At 68.4% G+C, this 17,263-nt stretch carries 14 protein-coding genes; 9 read left to right on the top strand and 5 right to left on the bottom strand.

Going from position 1 to position 17,263, the window contains the following annotated elements:
• Positions 1 to 65: 65 nt before the first annotated feature.
• From GH815_RS00945 to GH815_RS00955, 3 genes are all read left to right on the top strand, one after another.
• Positions 66 to 692 (top strand): ParA family protein, encoded by a 627-nt coding sequence (locus GH815_RS00945; RefSeq protein ID WP_153746855.1) that lies wholly within the window; start codon positions 66 to 68, stop codon positions 690 to 692.
• Positions 693 to 815: 123 nt separating this feature from the next.
• Positions 816 to 1,595, top strand: a complete 780-nt coding sequence (locus GH815_RS00950) for an SDR family oxidoreductase (RefSeq protein WP_153746856.1) — start codon at positions 816 to 818, stop codon at positions 1,593 to 1,595.
• A 221-nt stretch (positions 1,596 to 1,816) separates the two neighbouring features.
• The gene (locus tag GH815_RS00955) at positions 1,817 to 3,184 is read left to right on the top strand and encodes a lipase/acyltransferase domain-containing protein (RefSeq protein WP_153746857.1); all 1,368 of its coding nucleotides are present in this window, start codon (positions 1,817 to 1,819) and stop codon (positions 3,182 to 3,184) included.
• Here the strand turns inward: GH815_RS00955 and GH815_RS00960 are convergent.
• Positions 3,171 to 5,150: a DNA/RNA non-specific endonuclease gene (locus GH815_RS00960; RefSeq protein ID WP_153746858.1), complete on the bottom strand. Its 1,980-nt coding sequence runs from the start codon at positions 5,148 to 5,150 to the stop codon at positions 3,171 to 3,173. The genes GH815_RS00955 and GH815_RS00960 overlap by 14 nt on opposite strands.
• A gap of 240 nt (positions 5,151 to 5,390) precedes the next feature.
• Here GH815_RS00960 and GH815_RS00965 point away from each other — a divergent pair, with 240 nt between their 5' ends.
• From GH815_RS00965 to GH815_RS00985, 5 genes are all read left to right on the top strand, one after another.
• Positions 5,391 to 6,245, top strand: a complete 855-nt coding sequence (locus GH815_RS00965) for an FAS1-like dehydratase domain-containing protein (protein WP_246176242.1) — start codon at positions 5,391 to 5,393, stop codon at positions 6,243 to 6,245.
• Positions 6,242 to 7,456, top strand: a complete 1,215-nt coding sequence (locus GH815_RS00970; protein WP_343030596.1) for a CoA transferase — start codon at positions 6,242 to 6,244, stop codon at positions 7,454 to 7,456. Before GH815_RS00965 ends, GH815_RS00970 begins: the two co-directional genes overlap by 4 nt.
• A 210-nt stretch (positions 7,457 to 7,666) precedes the next feature.
• Entirely contained in the window at positions 7,667 to 8,191 is a 525-nt protein-coding gene (locus GH815_RS00975) for an oxidoreductase (RefSeq protein ID WP_153746860.1), read from the top strand.
• 10 nt (positions 8,192 to 8,201) lie between these two features.
• Positions 8,202 to 10,403, top strand: coding sequence for a hybrid sensor histidine kinase/response regulator (locus GH815_RS00980; RefSeq protein ID WP_153746861.1), 2,202 nt, complete (start codon positions 8,202 to 8,204; stop codon positions 10,401 to 10,403).
• 67 nt (positions 10,404 to 10,470) lie between these two features.
• Positions 10,471 to 12,498, top strand: coding sequence for a M3 family metallopeptidase (locus GH815_RS00985; RefSeq protein ID WP_153746862.1), 2,028 nt, complete (start codon positions 10,471 to 10,473; stop codon positions 12,496 to 12,498).
• A 10-nt stretch (positions 12,499 to 12,508) separates the two neighbouring features.
• Here the strand turns inward: GH815_RS00985 and GH815_RS00990 are convergent, their stop codons facing one another.
• Entirely contained in the window at positions 12,509 to 13,306 is a 798-nt protein-coding gene (locus GH815_RS00990; protein ID WP_153746863.1) for a DUF1194 domain-containing protein, read from the bottom strand.
• Between the two features lie 94 nt (positions 13,307 to 13,400).
• Between GH815_RS00990 and GH815_RS00995 the strand changes: the two genes are divergently transcribed.
• On the top strand, positions 13,401 to 14,387 hold the full coding sequence (locus tag GH815_RS00995; protein ID WP_153746864.1) for a LysR family transcriptional regulator: 987 nt from the start codon (positions 13,401 to 13,403) through the stop codon (positions 14,385 to 14,387).
• Here GH815_RS00995 and GH815_RS01000 read toward each other — a convergent pair.
• Genes GH815_RS01000 through GH815_RS01010 form a run of 3 tightly spaced genes read right to left on the bottom strand, consistent with a single transcriptional unit; the run spans position 14,381 to position 17,190 of the window.
• Positions 14,381 to 15,637: a TRAP transporter large permease gene (locus tag GH815_RS01000; protein ID WP_153746865.1), complete on the bottom strand. Its 1,257-nt coding sequence runs from the start codon at positions 15,635 to 15,637 to the stop codon at positions 14,381 to 14,383. The two genes, GH815_RS00995 and GH815_RS01000, sit on opposite strands and share 7 nt — an antisense overlap.
• Positions 15,638 to 15,649: 12 nt before the next feature.
• A complete protein-coding gene (locus GH815_RS01005) occupies positions 15,650 to 16,225 on the bottom strand; it encodes a TRAP transporter small permease (protein ID WP_153746866.1) in 576 nt (191 codons plus the stop codon).
• Entirely contained in the window at positions 16,225 to 17,190 is a 966-nt protein-coding gene (locus GH815_RS01010) for a TRAP transporter substrate-binding protein (protein ID WP_153746867.1), read from the bottom strand. The genes GH815_RS01005 and GH815_RS01010 overlap by 1 nt, the downstream gene beginning before the upstream one ends.
• Between the last annotated feature and the right edge of the window lie 73 nt (positions 17,191 to 17,263).

Raw genomic sequence — 17,263 nt, forward strand, 5'->3', positions numbered from 1 at the left:
CAGCACGGCGATTGCGGCGCAAGGCGCAGGCAGTATGCTGGTCCTGCGCGGTGGAGGGGGACAGCATGAAGACGGTTCTGATCGCCAATCGCAAGGGCGGTTGCGGCAAGACCACGATCGCGGTGACACTGGCCGCGGCGCTGGCCGATGGCGGCTGGCAGGTGGCGCTGGCCGATGCCGATCCGCAGAAATCGGCCCTCCGCTGGCTCAGGCGTCGGCCAGCCGGTGCCGCGCCGATCCGGGCGCTCGACTGGACCGGGGCGGGGGCGCTGGGCAGCGGCACCAAGGGGGCGGATTGGGTGATCGTGGATGCGCCCGGCTCGATCTACGAGGATGACGCCGCCGCCCTTGTCGCCGAGGCGCGGGCGGTGGTGGTGCCGGTCCTGCCCTCGTTCTTCGATGCCGATGCGACGCGGCGCTTTCTGAAGGAGATCGCGGGGATCAAGCGCATCCGCAAGGGCAAGGCGGGGGTCGAGCTGGTGGCCAACCGGGTGCGCCCGCGCGGACGCGACGCCGCGCGGCTGGCCGCCTTTGCCGGGCAGATCGGGCAGGCGCCGGTGGCGGAAATCTCGGAACGGGTGGCCTATGGCGACCTGGCCGAGCTGGGGCTGACGGTGTTCGACCGGCCGCAACGGGTCTATGCGCCGATGCGCGCGCAATGGACCCCGCTGCTTGGCGCGCTGACGTCCTGAGACGTCGCGCGCAAGATTCCTGAAAGAATTTTTCAAATGAAATCAAGGAATTTCTTGGGTCCAGCCCCGGCGTCGGATGGGCCCTTCAGGCGGAACGAAAAGCGTCCGAAGAAAGGAGTCGTCATGGATCTGGGGATTTCCGGCAAGCGCGCACTGGTCTGCGCCGCCTCGAAGGGGCTCGGCCAGGGTTGCGCCGAGGCACTGGCCGCGGCGGGGGTCGATCTGGTGTTGAACGCCCGCGGCGTGGCTGCGCTGGCGGCCGCTGCGGCCGGGATCCGCGCAGCCCACGGCGTGACGGTGACCGAGGTTGCGGCCGACATCACCACCGGGGAGGGCCGCGCGCGGGTGCTTGCCGCGGCAGGCGAGGTCGACATACTTGTGACGAACGCGGGCGGTCCGCCGCCGGGGATGTGGACCGACTGGGAGCGAGCGGATTTCATCGCCGCGCTCGATGCCAATATGCTGACGCCCATCGCGCTGATGAAGGCGCTGCTGCCCGGCATGATGGCGCGCGGCTGGGGCCGGGTGGTGAACATCACCAGTCAGTCGGTCAAGGCGCCGATCCCGGTGCTGGGGCTGTCGAACGCGGCGCGGGCGGGGCTGACGGGCTATGTCGCGGGCACCGCGCGCCAGGTCGCCCCGCATGGCGTGACGATCAACAACCTCCTGCCCGGCATCCACGCCACCGACCGGGCCGACGCGCTGGATCGTACAGTGGCCGAGGCCGAGGGCATCACGCTGGACGAGGCCCGCGCCCGGCGGGCCGCCACGATCCCTGCCCGCCGCTACGGCACCGCGGCCGAGTTCGGTGCGGCCTGCGCCTTTCTGTGCTCGCAGCAGGCGGGGTTCATCGTGGGGCAGAACATCCTGCTCGATGGCGGGGCGGTCAACGCAACGCTCTGAGCGGGCCGCGCATGGGCGCGGTCCCCGGCGCAATCGCCCGCCGTGGCCCGGCCTGATCGTTGCACGAATGGCGGGCTTGGCCCATACTCGGCCCGTCGGCGCGCGTTGCGCCCGATTGGTCACGAGTGCCCTGTACCCGTTCCGACCGCCGGCCCAGCCTGCTGGCCATGCCAGGAAGCGGCGCCTTCGGCCGGGGAGCACCGTGACCGGAGGTATAGCCCATGAAGATCGCCTTTCTCGTTCCCGGCATCATGGCCACGCGGCTTGCCCTTGGCGCCGAGGAGGTCTGGCCGCCGACGCCGCTGGAAACCAAGTTCGGCTACAAGCGCATCGACAAGTTGCAGGATGATGCCGTCCGGCCCACGGAACTGATCTATAACGTGCTCAGTTTCCGGTTCTATTCCACGCTGCGCGACCTGCTGGCAGGGGCGGGCTATGTGCCGGGCGGGGCGCAGAAACGCTATGTCGATTTTCCCTATGACTGGCGGCGCGACCTGTTCGAGACGGTCGATGTCCTGGCCGACCGGCTGAAGGCGCTGCATGACGAGGGTGCCGAGGAAATCGCGCTGGTCGGCCATTCGATGGGCGGGCTTCTGTGCCGTCTGCTGCTGGAATCGGGGCGCTTCGATGCCGAACCCTGGTTCGCCCGGATCAACCTGTTCGTCGCGCTGGCCTCGCCGCATCTGGGGGCGCCGCTGGCGCTGGCGCGCATCTTCGGGGTGGACAGCACGCTTGGGATCAAGGGCAGCGATTTCGCCAGGCTGGCCGCGAACCCGAAATATCCGTCGGGCTACCAGTTGATCCCCGCGCCGGGCGAACAGGCGATCTGGGATCTGGCCAGTTCCGATCTGGCCGCGCTCGACCCCTATGATCCGGCAATGGCGCCCCGGCTGGGCATGGTGCCCGCGCTGGTTGACCGCGCGCGGGCGGTGCATGACGTGCTGGGGCAGGGCAACCAGCCCGGCCATGTGCGCTACTTCTATTTCGCGGGTGTGGGTCACAAGACGGTGACGCGGGTCAATGTGGCGCTGGGCGCGGCGGCGCAGGCCGATCACGCGCGGACGGTGATGACCAGGACGCCCGATGGCGGTGACGGCACGGTGCCGATCTACAGTGCGCTGCCGCGGATCGGACAGCGGCAACTGGTGGTGAACGAACATTCCACCGTGTTCGAGGGTTTGCCGTTCAAGCGGGTCTTCTTCCGGCTGTTCGGGGCCGATGCCGGTCCGCCGGTGGAACTGGTGGGCGGCGAGGCGGCGCATATGACCGTCGCGCTCAGCATCGACCAGCCGGTGCAGCAGGTCGGCGAACCGATCGAGGTCACGCTGTCGATCATTCCGCCCGCGGGCGAGGCCGATCAGGCCACCGCGACCCAGATCGAGGGGCGGTTCATCCTCGACCAGGTGGATGACGAGGGCCAGATCATTGCGCGCGGCTTCCGCGAGACGGCGCTTGCCTATGACGGGCCGGGGATCAACCGGCTGACGGTGCATCTGCCTGCCATCGACGAACCGGGCCTGTTCCTGCTGCGCTTTGCCAGCGGCGCGCAGGCCGAGAACGATGTCCGTTTCGCCGTCAGCGAGGCGTAGCCGCCAGCGTCAGATCGCCCGGACCGCGCACGCGCAGAACCTGACGGCCGAACGCGGCCTCGTGCATGTCGGCGACATGCAGCGGATCGGCCTGTTTGAGCGTCCCGAAATCCAGCCCCGTGGCCCCTTCGATCAGCGCCAGCGGCACCTGATAGGTTTCATAGGCGCCCAGCACGAATTCGGCCTCGGTCAGGCCCTTGATGATCTCGCCATGGCTCAGCACATAGCCCGTGGCCGACAGCACGCCGTCGCTTTGCCGCCGCATCACCGCGAGTTTCCAGAACTCGCGCGGGATGGCGATATCCTCGGCGCCGGGCTGGTTCCTGAGCCGCCGGTCATCGGCGCGAAAGACCGGGCCGGTCAGCACGCTGACCTTGAACGCATATTCCTCGGATGCATCGAGGATGTAATCCTCCAGCCCCACCCAGTCGCGCTGGTTCAACTGTTCATGCTGCGGGGCGGAATTGGTGTAGTGGAAGGTGTCGGCCTGCGCCTTGAGGATCGTCGCCTCGTCATTGATGTCCTCGGCCCAGCACGGATCCAGCCGCCGCACCATATGGCCCTTGTCCAGCGGGTTCGATCGGTAAAGCTCGTTGCCCGCCTGATGCGCCCGGTCAAGCCGCCCGTCCAGCCGCCAGGTGCCCCGCCGCGGCACGCGCCGCAAACGGGCGCCGTCGATATTGACCGCCGTCAGCAGCGGCAGCCTGCGCGAGGCGCTTTGCCAGACCGAGAAATGCACATAGCGCAATTCGTTGCCGCCGCCCGCGACCGGGGCAAGGTCGTCCTGCCAGGCGCCGAACTCGGGCAGGGCGGTCTCGACCCCCAGAAACGCGCGGTCGAACCCCTCGCGGTCGGCGAAATCCGCGCGGCTGGTCTCGATCTCGGCATCGGTCGCCGCGCCGCCCAGCGCGGGCACCGCAAGCTGTGATTTCAGCCGCCGCAGCGCGGCCGCGACGGTTCCGGCGGGCACGGCGACATTGCGTTCCTGGGCGGCGCCGGCAAAATGCAGCCCCACCGCCTGACCGGTTTCGGTCGCGATCACGACCGAGCCCGAATTGCCCCCCAGCGTCGAGGCGTCATGTTCCAGCATCCAGGCATCGGCCCGCATCACCCGGCCCGGCGCGCAGCGCTTGACCCCGAAGCGGTCGCCGAAGAAGGACACGATCAGATGCTGGGGATTGTCGCGCGGGTCGCGTTCGGGATAGCCGATCACCGATACCGGCGTCTCGGGATCGGGCAGATCCGCGGCCAGCGGCACCGGCTCGGCGCCGGGCGCGTGGACCTTCAGCAAGGCCATGTCGGGCTCGCCCGAGCCCGCAACCCACAGGATGCCGGTCACGAAGGCCGCGCGCGTCGGATCCTCGGGCGTGTCGATCTGTTCCAGCGGGTTCAGCCGCACCTCGATCCTGCGGTCGAACTGGCCCTCCTGGAAATCCCAGTCCTCGCCCATCCAGCGCCGCGCGAACAATTGCGCGACATGGCGGTTCGTCACCGCGATGCCGTCGTCGACCAGCCAGCCGGTGCCTGCATATTCGCGAAAGCCGTTGAACAGGTTCAGCCGCCCCGCCGCCAGCGCGCGGGTCTCGACCAGCTTGCGCTGCGCCTCGAACAGGTCGCGGTCGTCGAAATCGAGATCCATCCCCTCCATCAATTGCCGCGCGATATCCGACAGCCCTTCGCGCGCGCTGAGCACCCGGTCGCGCGAGATGTAGAAGGATGGCCGCAGCGTGCTGCGCACGATCGCCTCGACCGCCGCACCGCCGCGCGTGGCAAAGGCGCTTTCCTCGGCGCCGCTGTCCAGATCGGCCATCGCGGCGTCCAGTTCGAAGGTCACGAAACCCTCATCGCCCGCCTCGGCCCCGGCGGTGGCGGGCGGGGCGAAATGATCCAGCACGTCGCGCGCCCGTTCCAGGGCTTCCGCATAATGCGGATCGCGTCCGCGAAGCTTGCCAAGGGCGGTAGGCATCGGGCGGCTCCCTCTCTTGTGGGTTGCATCCGCATCCTGCGCCCTGTCCCCGGTTTCTGGCAAGCCGGGATTCGGTTGACGGCCCCGTGATCCGCGGCCCCTTGACCTGAAGGGGCATCGGGCGCATTGGCCTCACCTCCGCTCGCTTGATCAGGGGCGGCCCGTTTCCATATCATCGCGTCACGCCCCGGCGTACAGACGCGCGGAGCGGGGGACAGGGACAGACAGGGGACAGTGCGGATGACGATGGCCGAGGCAAGGCAACAGGACTGGATCGGGCGGACCGAGACGCGGACGGGTTGCCTGACGGCGGATCTGGCCGGGATGCTTGCCGGTGCGCTGGGCCATGACGCGGCGCCCTTGCCCGATATCGCCCCCGGTGCCCCGATGCCGCCGCTCTGGCACTGGGCGGCGTTTCCCGAATTCGTGCCGATTGCGGAACTCGGCACCGACGGCCACCCGCGGCTGGGGGGCTTCCTGCCGCCCTTGCCCTATGCGCGGCGGATGTGGGCCGGCGGGCGGCTGCGCTTCGAGGGCGGGTTCAGCATCGGCGAGGAATTGCACAAGCGTTCGGAGATTCTGGCGGTGGACGAAAAGCAGGGCGCGACCGGGCCGATGGTCTTCGTGCGCGTCGGCCACCGGATAACGGGCGCGGCGGGCGGGCTGATCGAGGAAGAACAGGATATCGTCTATCTCGACATCCCCGAGAAATTCACGCCCCCCAGGAAACTGCCCCCGCCCGAGGCGCCCGGTTTCGACGAGCGCGTGGTGGTGAACGAGGCGCGGCTGTTCCGTTATTCGGCCGCCACCTACAACGCCCACCGCATCCATTACGACCTGCCCTATGCAAGAGAGGTCGAGAAATATCCCGCCCTTGTCGTGCATGGACCCATGCAGGCCAGCCTGGTGATGGAGGCAGGGCTGCGCCATGTCGGCGGTGCGCCGCGCACCTTCCGCTTTCGCGGGGTGCATCCGATGTTCGCCGACGAGGACATGCGCCTGATCGGCACCCGCACCGAGGATGGCGCGCTGGAGTTGTGCACCGGCACGCCTTCGGGGCATCAATGTCTTCAGGCCCGGCTGGAGGTAGCGTGATGGGTGTTCTCAAGGGCATGCGCGTGGTCGAGGGCTCGGCCTTCGTGGCGATTCCGCTGGCGGGGATGACGCTGGCGCAGATGGGCGCGGACGTGATCCGCTTCGACCGGCTGGAGGGCGGGCTTGACCATCACCGCTGGCCGGTCACGAAGGACGGGCAAAGCCTGTTCTGGGCAGGGCTGAACAAGGGCAAGCGTTCGATCGCGATCGACATGAAGCATCCGCGCGGGCGCGAACTGATCACCCAGATCATCTGCGCGCCGGGGCCCGATGCGGGGCTGTTCCTGACCAATCTGCGTGTGCGCGGCTGGATGGATCACGAGACGCTCTCGACCCATCGTCCCGATCTGGTCATGGTCACGCTGCTGGGCGACCGGCATGGCCGCCCGGCGGTCGATTACACGGTCAACCCCGCGGTGGGCTTTCCCGACGCGACCGGCCCCGAGGGCAGCGCCGATCCCGTCGCCCATGTGCTGCCCGCCTGGGATTGCATCGCGGGCAACATGGCGGTCACGGGTCTGCTGGCCGCCGAACGCCACAGGCTGCGCACCGGGCAGGGCCAGTCGGTCGAGATCGCGCTGAAGGATGTCGCCGCGGCGATGCTGGGCAATCTCGGCATCATCGGCGAGGTGGCGGTGAACGGTGTCGACCGGCCCAAGAACGGCAATGCGCTTTACGGCGCCTATGGGCAGGATTTCGTCTGCGCCGATGGCGAGCGGGTCATGGTGATCGGGCTGACCGACCGGCAGTGGCGCGGGCTGGTCGAGGTGACGAACACCGGCGCGGCAATCGCCGCGCTTGAGGCGGAACTGGGCACCAGCCTTGCCGACGAGGGTGCGCGCTGGCTGCACCGGGCACGGATCACGGCGATCCTGGCACCCTGGTTCGCCGCGAACCGCGTGGCCGAATTCGGCGCGGCATTCGACAAGGCGGGCGTTACCTGGTCGTTGTTCCGCAGCTTTGCCCGCGCGCTTGACGAAGACCCCGATTTCTCGTCCGCGAACCCGATCTTTGCCCAGATCGACCAGCCGGGCATCGGCAGCTACCCGGTGCCGGGCTCGCCCTTCGCGTTTTCCGCAGCAGGCCGCGAACCCCCGGCGCCCGCGCCGCTGCTTGGTCAGCATACCGAGGAAATCCTGGCCGATGTCGCGGGCCTGCCCGGGGGCGAGATCGCGCGGCTGTTCGACGAGGGCATCGTCAGGGGCGCCTGAGATCCGCGCAGCCGGGGGCGGGGTGATTCGCTCCCCTGTGACCCGGCATTGACCGCGATCGCGAAACGGGAACTGCGGAAAATTTTAGTTTTCCTGTCCGCGTTTCTTGGCCGGAAACGGTTTAACCATGTCGTTATCCCCGTTCCGTATCCTTCTGCCAAAGTCGGTATGCTGGGGCAACTTGTCGCGGCCTGAACGGAGGAAGACGCCATGCCCGCACCCGTGAACCTTTGCTTTCCGGCTGCCTGGGTTGCGCTGGCGCTGAGCGCCCCGGCGCTGTGGGCCGATCCCGCGCCGCTGCCATCGCCGTCCGGTCCGGTCGTGCTGACCGTGACCGGCGAGATCGCGGTGGCCAATGACGGCGCGGCGGCCGTCTTCGACATGGACATGCTGCGCGCGCTGCCTGCCACGACGATCCGAACCACGACGATCTGGACCACGGGCAAACTGGACCTGACCGGCGTGCCGCTGGATGCGCTGCTGGCGCGGCTGGGTGTGGAAGGCGGGCGGCTGACGGCGACGGCGATCAACGATTACGCGGTCGAGATCCCGGTATCGGATGCGGTGCCGGGCGGGCCGATCATCGCCTATCTGGAAAACGGCGCCGAGATGCCGCGGCGCAAGCGCGGACCGCTCTGGATCGTCTATCCCTATGACGACAGCCCCGCCTACCGTACGGACGTGATCTATTCGCGCAGCATCTGGCAGCTCGACCGGATCGACGTGGCGCGCTGAGGCTTGCGGGATGCGCGCCCCGGCCCCTTCCCGCGGCCCGACCGGGCGCTTTGCAGCCTGGCGCGCGCAGGCCGCGATCCTGGCGGCGATGCTGTCGCTGCTGATCGGGATCACCGCCTTCCTGTCGCTTGACGTGATGCGGCGGGTCGACCGGCTGGCCATGGCCCATTCCGACAATGTGCAATGGACCTTTGCCTCGGTCATGGTCGAACTGGTCGACCTCGAAAACGCGCTTCTGGCGGCCGAGCGGGACGGGCTGCCGCTGGACGAGGTGCGCCGCCGCTTCGACATCCTGCACAACCGCGCCGATATCGCCACCAATGGCGCGATCTATGCCGAAATGATCGTCCGCGCGGGCCTTGCGCCCGAGGCGGCGCAGGTCTGGGGCGCGCTTGCCGCGGCCGAGCCGCTGATCGACGGGCCGGACGCGGCGCTGGCCGCCGCGCTGCCCGCGCTGCGCGCGTCGCTGGGCGAATTGCGCGCGCCCTTCCGCGCGATGGCGCTGGGTGGGGTGCAATTGCTGGCGGTCGATGCCGATCACCAACGCGAAAAGGTGGTGCATCTGCTCGTGCGGCTTGCACTGGTGACCACGGGGCTGGTGGTCCTGCTGCTGGGCTCGCTGGCCATCCTTGCGCGGCTGAACCGCGACATGGGGCGGCGGACGCGGGCGCTGGAAATGACCAGTTCGCGGCTCTGCGCCACGGTGTCGAGTGCGATTGACGCGGTGGTGGTCGCCGATGGCGAGGGGCGCATCCTCGATTTCAACCCGGCGGCCGAGGCGATCTTTGGCTATCGCCGCGACGAGGTGATCGGTCGGCGGATGGATGACATGATCGTGCCCGACCATATCCGCCCACTTCTGCAAGCCGGGATGGAGCGGTTTCGCGAAACCGGCGAACTGGAACTGTTCGCCGGGGACCGCGTCGAGATGGAGGCGCGGCGCAAGACCGGCGAGGTGTTTCCGGCCGAGATTTCGGTCAGCATCGCCGACAGCGAAAGCGGCAAGATCCTTGTGTCCTTCCTGCGTGACATCTCGGCGCGCAAGGCCGCCGAGGCCGAATTGCTGCGTGCCCGCGACGACGCGCTGGCGGGCGAAAAGGCCAAGGCCAACCTGCTGGCGGTGATGAGCCACGAGATGCGCACGCCGCTGAACGGCATGCTGGGCGCGATGGAACTGATGCGCGACACCCCGCTTGATGCCGACCAGCGGAACCTTCTTTCGATCATGGAACCCTCGGGGCGGCTGTTGCTGCACCATGTCAACGACGTTCTGGACATTGCCCATCTCGACTCTGGGCGCGCGTCGCCCGAGACCGAGGTTTTCGACCTTGACGCGCTTCTGGCCGAGACGGTCGCGATGCATGGCTCGCTGGCCGCCTCAGGCGGCAACCGCCTGGTGCTGGATCCCGGGCAGGGGCTGGGCCATGTCGCGGGCGACCCGCGGCGGCTGCGCCAGATCCTTGTCAACCTGATCGGCAATGCGCTGAAATTCACCTGCGACGGCACGGTGACGGTTCTGGCCGCGCGGCCCGATGGCACGGACAGGGTTTCGATCGCGGTGCGCGATACCGGGATTGGGATTTCACCCGAGGATCGTGCGCACATCTTCGACGAGTTCTTTACCGCCGATCCGACCTATGGTCGCCGCGCGGGCGGTACCGGGCTGGGGCTGGCGATCACCGCGCGGCTGGTCCGGCTTCTGGGCGGCGAGATCGCGGTCGACAGCACGCCGGGGCTGGGCAGCGTCTTTACCCTGTGCCTGCCGCTTGCCCCCCGTGCCGCGCCCGTCACATTGCCCGAGGCCGACCCCGCGGCCGACAGCCCGGCCACCACGCCCCTGCGCATCCTTCTGGTCGAGGACAATCGCGTGAACCGGCGCGTGGCGCGGGCGATGCTGGAGCGGCTGGGCCATTGCGTGACCGAGGCGACAGATGGGGCCGAGGGCGTCGAGATGGCCTTTGCCACCGCCTATGACGTGATCCTGATGGATGTCAGCATGCCCCGGCTCGACGGGGTCGAGGCGACCCGGCGGATCCGGCTGGGCGGGCGGTCGCGCAATGCCCGGATCATCGCGCTGACCGCGCATGCCATGCCGCACGAGATCGAAGGCTTCCGCCGCGCAGGCATGGACGAGATCGGCTTCAAGCCCGTTTCGCGCCGCCAGCTGGCCGCTCTGCTGGGCCGGACCGCGCCCGGCTGTGCCGCGGAATAGCCCCTGCGCGGGGGCGGGGGCTTGCACCGCCCCGCGATCCCGCTAGCTTGCCGCAAACGGAGGCCCCATGATCAATTCCCTGCTTGCGCCGCGCACCGCGCCCTTTGACCTGCCCGATTTCGCCGCCGTCACGGATGCCGAGTTCGCGCCCGCCTTCGAGACTGCGCTGGCCGAGGCGCGGGCCGAAATCGACGCCATCGCCGCCAATCCCGAGCCGCCCGATTTCGTCAATACCATCGAGGCGCTGGAACGGTCCGGCCGGGCGCTGTCCGATATGCTGGGGGTCTTCTTCCTGTTCGCCTCGGTCGATTCCACGCCCGAGCGTGAGGCGCTGCAACGCGCCTTTTCGCCGAAACTGGCCGAGTTCTCGTCCGATGTCGTGCTGAACGCCGCCCTGTTCGCGCGGATCGACGCGCTTTGGCAGGGGCGCGCGGCGCTGGATCTGGCCCCCGAACAGGCGCGCCTGCTTGAGGTCAAGCACCGCGATTTCGTTCGTGCGGGCGCGGCGCTGGCCGAGGAGGGGCGCGCGCGGTTGCGGGCGATCAACACGCGGCTGGCCGAGCTTGGCACCGCCTTTGCCCAAAACCTTCTGGCCGACGAACGCGACTGGACGATGTCGTTGGCCGAAGCCGATCTGGACGGGCTGCCCGGTTTCGTGATCGACGCCGTCCGCGCCGCCGGGGCCGAGCGCGATGGCGCGGGGCCGGTGGTGACGCTGTCGCGCTCGCTGATCGTGCCGTTCCTGCAATTCTCGCCCCGCCGAGATCTGCGCGAACGGGCCTGGCGGGCTTGGATGGCGCGCGGCGCGCGCGGTGGTGCGACCGACAACCGTGCCATCGTGGCCGAAACGCTGGCGCTGCGGGCCGAACGCGCGGCGCTGCTGGGTTTCGACAGTTTCGCCGCCGGCAAGCTGGAAACCGAAATGGCCAAGACCCCGCAGGCGGTGCGCGATCTGCTGATGGCGGTCTGGACCCCGGCCAGGGCGCAGGCCGAGGCCGATGCCGCGCTGCTGGAGGCGATGCTGACCGCCGATGGCCACCCCGCGCCGCTGGAGCCCTGGGACTGGCGTTACTATGCCGAGAAACGGCGCATGGCCGAGCATGATCTGGACGAGGCCGCGCTGAAACCCTTCCTGCAACTCGACCGGATGATCGAGGCGGCCTTTGACTGTGCGCATAGGCTGTTCGGGCTGGACTTCGTGCCGCTTGACGTGACGCTGCACCATCCCGACGCCCGCGCCTGGGAGGTTACGCGCGCGGGCCGTCACATGGCGGTCTTCATTGGCGATTATTTCGCCCGGCCGGGCAAACGCTCGGGCGCCTGGTGCACGGCGTTGCGCGCCCAGCAGAAACTGGCAGGCGAGATCCGGCCGCATGTGCTGAACGTGTGCAATTTCGCCAGACCGGCCGAGGGGCGGCCCGCGCTTCTGTCCTGGGACGACGCGCGCACGCTGTTCCACGAATTCGGCCATGCGCTGCACCAGATGCTGAGCGATGTGACTTATGAAAGCCTGTCGGGCACCTCGGTCGCGCGCGATTTCGTGGAACTGCCCAGCCAGCTTTACGAACACTGGCTCGAGGTGCCGCAGGTGCTGGAACGCTTTGCCACCCATGCCGAGACCGGCGCGCCGATGCCCGCCGACATGCTGGCCCGCCTGCTGGGGGCGGCGAAATTCGACATGGGGTTCCAGACCGTCGAGTTCATCGCCTCGGCGCTGGTCGATCTGGATTTCCACGAAGGCCCGCCACCCGCCGATCCGATCCAGCGCGAGGCCGAGGTCTTGCAGGCCATCGGCATGCCGCGCGCGATCGGGATGCGGCACGCGACGCCGCATTTCGCGCATGTCTTCTCGGGCGGGGGCTATGCCGCGGGTTATTATTCCTACATGTGGTCCGAGGTGATGGATGCCGACGCCTTTTCCGCCTTTGACGAGGCGGGCGACCCGTTCGACCCCGAAACCGCCCGCGCGCTGGAGGCGCATATCCTGTCGGCCGGCGGCACGGCCGAGCCGGACGCGCTGTATGTGGCGTTCCGCGGCCGGTTGCCGGGGATCGAGGCGCTGTTGAAGGGCAGGGGGCTGGACGTGGCGGCCTGAGCGGGGGCGATCAGGGGTCGGCCCAGTAGCGGCGCCGGTCCTGCCACATCCGTTCGCCGATCAGGCAATCATAGCCCGCCACCCGGGTCAGTTGTTCCGGCCCGGGCGGCGGCAGCGCCGCGATCTCGCGCACCAGCTTGCGGCGGACGGCATCGGTGAAATCGGCCCAGTCCTGCACCGGCAGGACAAAGGCGCCCGGCCCGCCGATCACGCAATGCGCGTAATAGGCGTCCAGATCGTCAAGATGCCAGGCCGCGCCCACGCCGTCCCGGGTCATCAACGGCAGTCCGTTGATGACGATGCCCCGCGCTATCACCGCGTCGCGCGCCTCGGTCACCGGGCGGCCCTCGTTGTTCGGGCCGTCGCCCGAAATGTCGATCACCTGCCGCAACCCGGCATAGGCGTTGCCGTCTATCATCGCCGCGCCAAAGACCAGCGCCTCGGAGATCGAGGTCCGTTGCAGGGGCGCGCTGATAGTGCTGGCGAGTTCTTCGGCAAAGGCGGCCAGATCCGCGCGCGTTTCCACCAGCCGCCAGTCGATCACCACCTTCTGGCTGCCCGCCCATTCGACATAGGCCAGCGCGATCCGGCCCAGCATCCCCGAGCGCACCGCCGCATGCACCGCGTCGGAATCCAGCGCGGCCGCATAGCCGCGCCGCTGGATTTCCAGTTCGCGCGCGCTCATCGACCGCGAGACATCGGCCATCAGCACCAGTTCCAGATCGACCTCGATGCGGTCACCGGCACCGGCGGGCGCGGCAGCGACAAGGCACAGGGCCGCCGCAAGCAGGGGACGAAGGGGGCGCATTGGCTCAGGATGCGGGGCAGGGGGGCTGCGGTCCAATCACAATGGCTCGACATCGGGCGTTCCCGAATCCGGCCGCCGCGCCTAGGCTAGGTCCATGCGGGACATCAACCTCAAGGCCACCGAGTATTTCGAAGCGGTCGCGCGGCTGGGCACCGTGACCAGGGCGGCGGCCGAGCTTGGCGTCTCGCCCTCGGCGGTCAGCCAGCAGATCCGCGCGCTGGAAACGCAGTTCGGGGTGCGCCTTTTCCGGCGCGAGAAACGGCGGCTGACGCTGACGCTGGATGGCGACCGGCTGTTCCAGACCACGACGCAGGCCTTTGGCGCGCTGCGCAACGCGCGCAGCGCCATCGGCCGTCAGCGCGACATGCGCGCGCTGACGATCCGGGTCAGCCCCAGTTTCGGCGTGCGCTGGCTGGGGCCGCGGATCGCGGATTTCGCGGCCGCGAACCCCGACTGGAACATCCGCATCGACGCGACCCCCGATTTCAGTTCCTTCGAGACCGAGGCGGTCGATCTGGACCTGCGCTACGGGCTTGGCGCCTGGGCGGGGCTGACGGTGGACTGCATCCTGCATGATTTCGTGATGCCGATGTGCAGCCGCGACTATCTGGAAAGGCTGCGCGCGCTGTCGGACGATCCGGTGGAACAGTTGCGCCAGGCCCGGCTGATCGACAGCGTCAAGGCGCTCTATCGCTGGGATATCTGGCTGGCGGCGAACCGGATCGAGCTGCGCGACCTGAGCTATCCGTTCCGCTTCGACCGCTCGTCGATGTCGATCGAGATGGCGCGGAGCGGCGGCGGCGTGGCGCTGGACAGTGCGGGGCTTTGCCTTGACGAACTGGAACGCGGCGATCTGGTGCCCTTTGCTCCGGCCATTCCGGTCATCGTGTTCCCGGGCTACTGGTTCGTCTGTCCGCCCCGGCATCTGAACCGGCGCATCGTGACCCGTTTCGCCGCCTGGATCACCGGCGAGGCGCAGGCGCATGAGGTGCGCTCCCGCGCGCTTCTGGACCGGCTGGGATGCAGCTATCGCGAGGAAAGCGGGCCGGACCTGATCGACGCGGGAACCGGCCGTCAGTAGATCGTCAGCGCCGGGATGAACGAGATCGCCATCAGCAGCGCCAGCGCCACCAGATAGAAGGGCAAGAGCGATTTCACCACCTCGCCGATCCCGACCCGTGCAATCGCGGCCGAGATGAACAGCGTCGTGCCCACGGGCGGGGTGTAAAGCCCGATCGACAGGTTGACCACCATCATCAGGCCCAGTTGCACCGGATCAAGCCCGATGGCCTGCCCGATGGTCACGAAAAGCGGCCCCAGCAGCAGCACCGCGGCGGGCAGGTCGAGAAACGCGCCGACCACCAGCATCACCACGTTCAGCGCCAGGATCACCAGCCATGGTTCGGTGATCGTCGCGGCGACCCAGGCGGCCAGATCCTGGGGCACGCGCTCGGCGGTCAGCACCCACTGGATGGTCGACGAGGCCATGATGATGAACATCACCGCGCCGGTCATCATCGCGGTGTTGACCGCGGCCTCCCAGATGCCTTTCCAGCTGAGATCGCGATAGACAAGGCCGCTGACAAGCAGGGCATAGGCCACCGCCATGACGCTGACCTCGGTCGGCGTGGCGACACCGAAACGCAGCGTGCCGATCACGAAGACCGGCATCAGAAGCGCCGGGATCGCCACCAGAAGCTGGCCGCGAAAGGCGCGGAACCCGCCTGCGAGCGGTGAGCGTGGCAGATCGCGGCGGCGCGCGACCAGCCAGACCGCAACGAACATGCCCGCGCCCAGCAGGACGCCGGGCAGGATGCCCGCGATGAACAGGTTCACGATCGAGACATTCGCCACCAGACCGTACAGGATCAGCGGGATCGAGGGTGGGATCAGCACCGAGACGGTCGATGAGGCCGAGTTGATCGCCGCGGCAAATCCCCCCGGATAGCCCTCTTTCTTCTGCACCGGGATCAGCGCGTTGCCCAGCGCCGAGGCATCCGCCACCGCCGAGCCCGAGACCCCCCCGAACATCACCGAGCCCAGGATCGAGACCTGCCCCAGCCCGCCCTTCATGTGCCCGACCAGAAGCCGCGCGATATTGACCAGATAGACCCCGAACTTGCCCGACATCATCAGGTTGCCCGCCAGGATGAAGAACGGGATCGCCAGCATCGGAAAGCTTTGCGTCGGCGAATAAAGCCGCTGCGCGATCACCGCCATCGGCTTGCCGTCCAGCCAAAGCGCCACGGCCGCCCCGCCCAGCATCGCATGCGCCACCGGCACCGAGATCGCCAGAAGCGCAAGAAAGACCCAGATCATCGTGGCGGACATGCTGCGTCCCTTTCAGCTGAGGCTGGTGCGGGCGGGGTCGGGGCCGGGCCGGTCGATGCCGCCCAGAAGCTGGAGGATGTTCATCGCGCCGATGACCACCATGCCGCCAAAGGCGTAGACCAGGCTGGAATAGCCCCAGACCTGCTTGATCCCCAGCGTCGACAGCGTCTGGAAGCTGGAGGCGCGCAGGATCGGCTGGCTCGACCACAGGACGCTTGCCGCAATCGTCACGATGGCGATTTCCACCGCCAGCAGCAGAAAGCGCTGATAGCGCGCGGGCGTCAGGTCGGGCAAAAGGCTGATCGCGATGTTGCGGCTGCGCGCCGCGGCGATGACGATGCCGCCCGCGACCAGCCAGGGCAGCAGCACAGCATGAATCTCGTAGGCCCAGGGGATGCCGGTGCCAAAGGCATAGCGCAGCACCACATTGACCAGAAGGGCCCCGAACATCACCCCCAGCGTGGCAACGGCGATCAGCTTGCCGCTCCATTCAAGGATCGTGACCAGCCCCTGCGCACCGCGCAGCAGAAGGGGGCGTTGCCGCCCCCCCTTTTCCCGTGGCGGGGCCCCGGGTTGCCCGGGGGACATTACTGGCCCGCCGCCTGCTTGAGGGCCGCGACCAGTTCGGGGAAGCGGGCGGCGTATTTGTCATAGACCGAGGCGGTCGCCGCGATATAGGCGTCGCGGTCGGCGATGGCGAAGCTTGCGCCCTCGGCTTCCATCTTGGGACGCAAGTCCTCGTCCGCCTCAAGCGACAGGCTGCGCTGCAACGCGCCCGCCTCGGCCGTGGCCTGCAAGGCGCAGGCCTGCGTCGCCGCATCAAGCCCGGCCCACCAGATCATCCCGGCGACCACGGGCGTTGCCTCGTATTTGTGGCCGGTGATCGTGACATAGGGCGTGATCTCGTGCAGCTTGGCCGAATAGATGTTGGTCAGCGGGTTTTCCTGCCCGTCGAACACCCCCGATTGCAGCGCGGTCGGCAGCTCCGACCAGGCCAGCGGGGCGGGCGCGGCGCCCAGCGCCTCGAAGATGTCGATGGTCATCTGGTCGGGCGGCGTGCGGATCTTCATCCCCCTCAGGTCGGCGGGGTCGGTGACATGCTTGGCGGTATGGGTGACGTTGCGGATGCCGTTATCCCAGAAGCCCAGGATCTTCAGCCCCGCCCGCTGCGCGCGCTGGTCCAGCATCTCGCCCACCTCGCCGTCCAGAACGGCCCAGGCCGCGGGCAGATCGGCGAACAGGAAGGGCAGGCCCAGAAGCCCGATCTCGGGCACGATCTGGCTCATCGCGCCCTGGCTGTTGGCGGTGACCTGGATCACGCCCGCCGAGGCCGAGGTCAGCATCTCGGTATCGTCGCCCATGGTCGAGGACGGCGCGACATTGACGCTATGCGCGCCGCCGGTGCAATCGGCAAAGATCTCGGCCCATTTCTCGGCCGCGACATAGCGCGGATTGCCCGGGTTCGCGCCATGGGCAAGGATCACCTCGGTGGCCATGGCCGGGCCTGCGATCATCGTGGTGGCGGCCAGCACTGCCAGCATTCTGGGTTTCATGGGTCTTCTCCTCCTTGTCAGACCTTGGTGGGCCGCCACCCGGGGCGGCCGCGTTCGGAACTCCATGTGCCGG

Origin of the sequence: Rhodovulum strictum, assembly GCF_009649175.1 — a bacterium.
GTDB lineage: Bacteria > Pseudomonadota > Alphaproteobacteria > Rhodobacterales > Rhodobacteraceae > Rhodovulum > Rhodovulum strictum.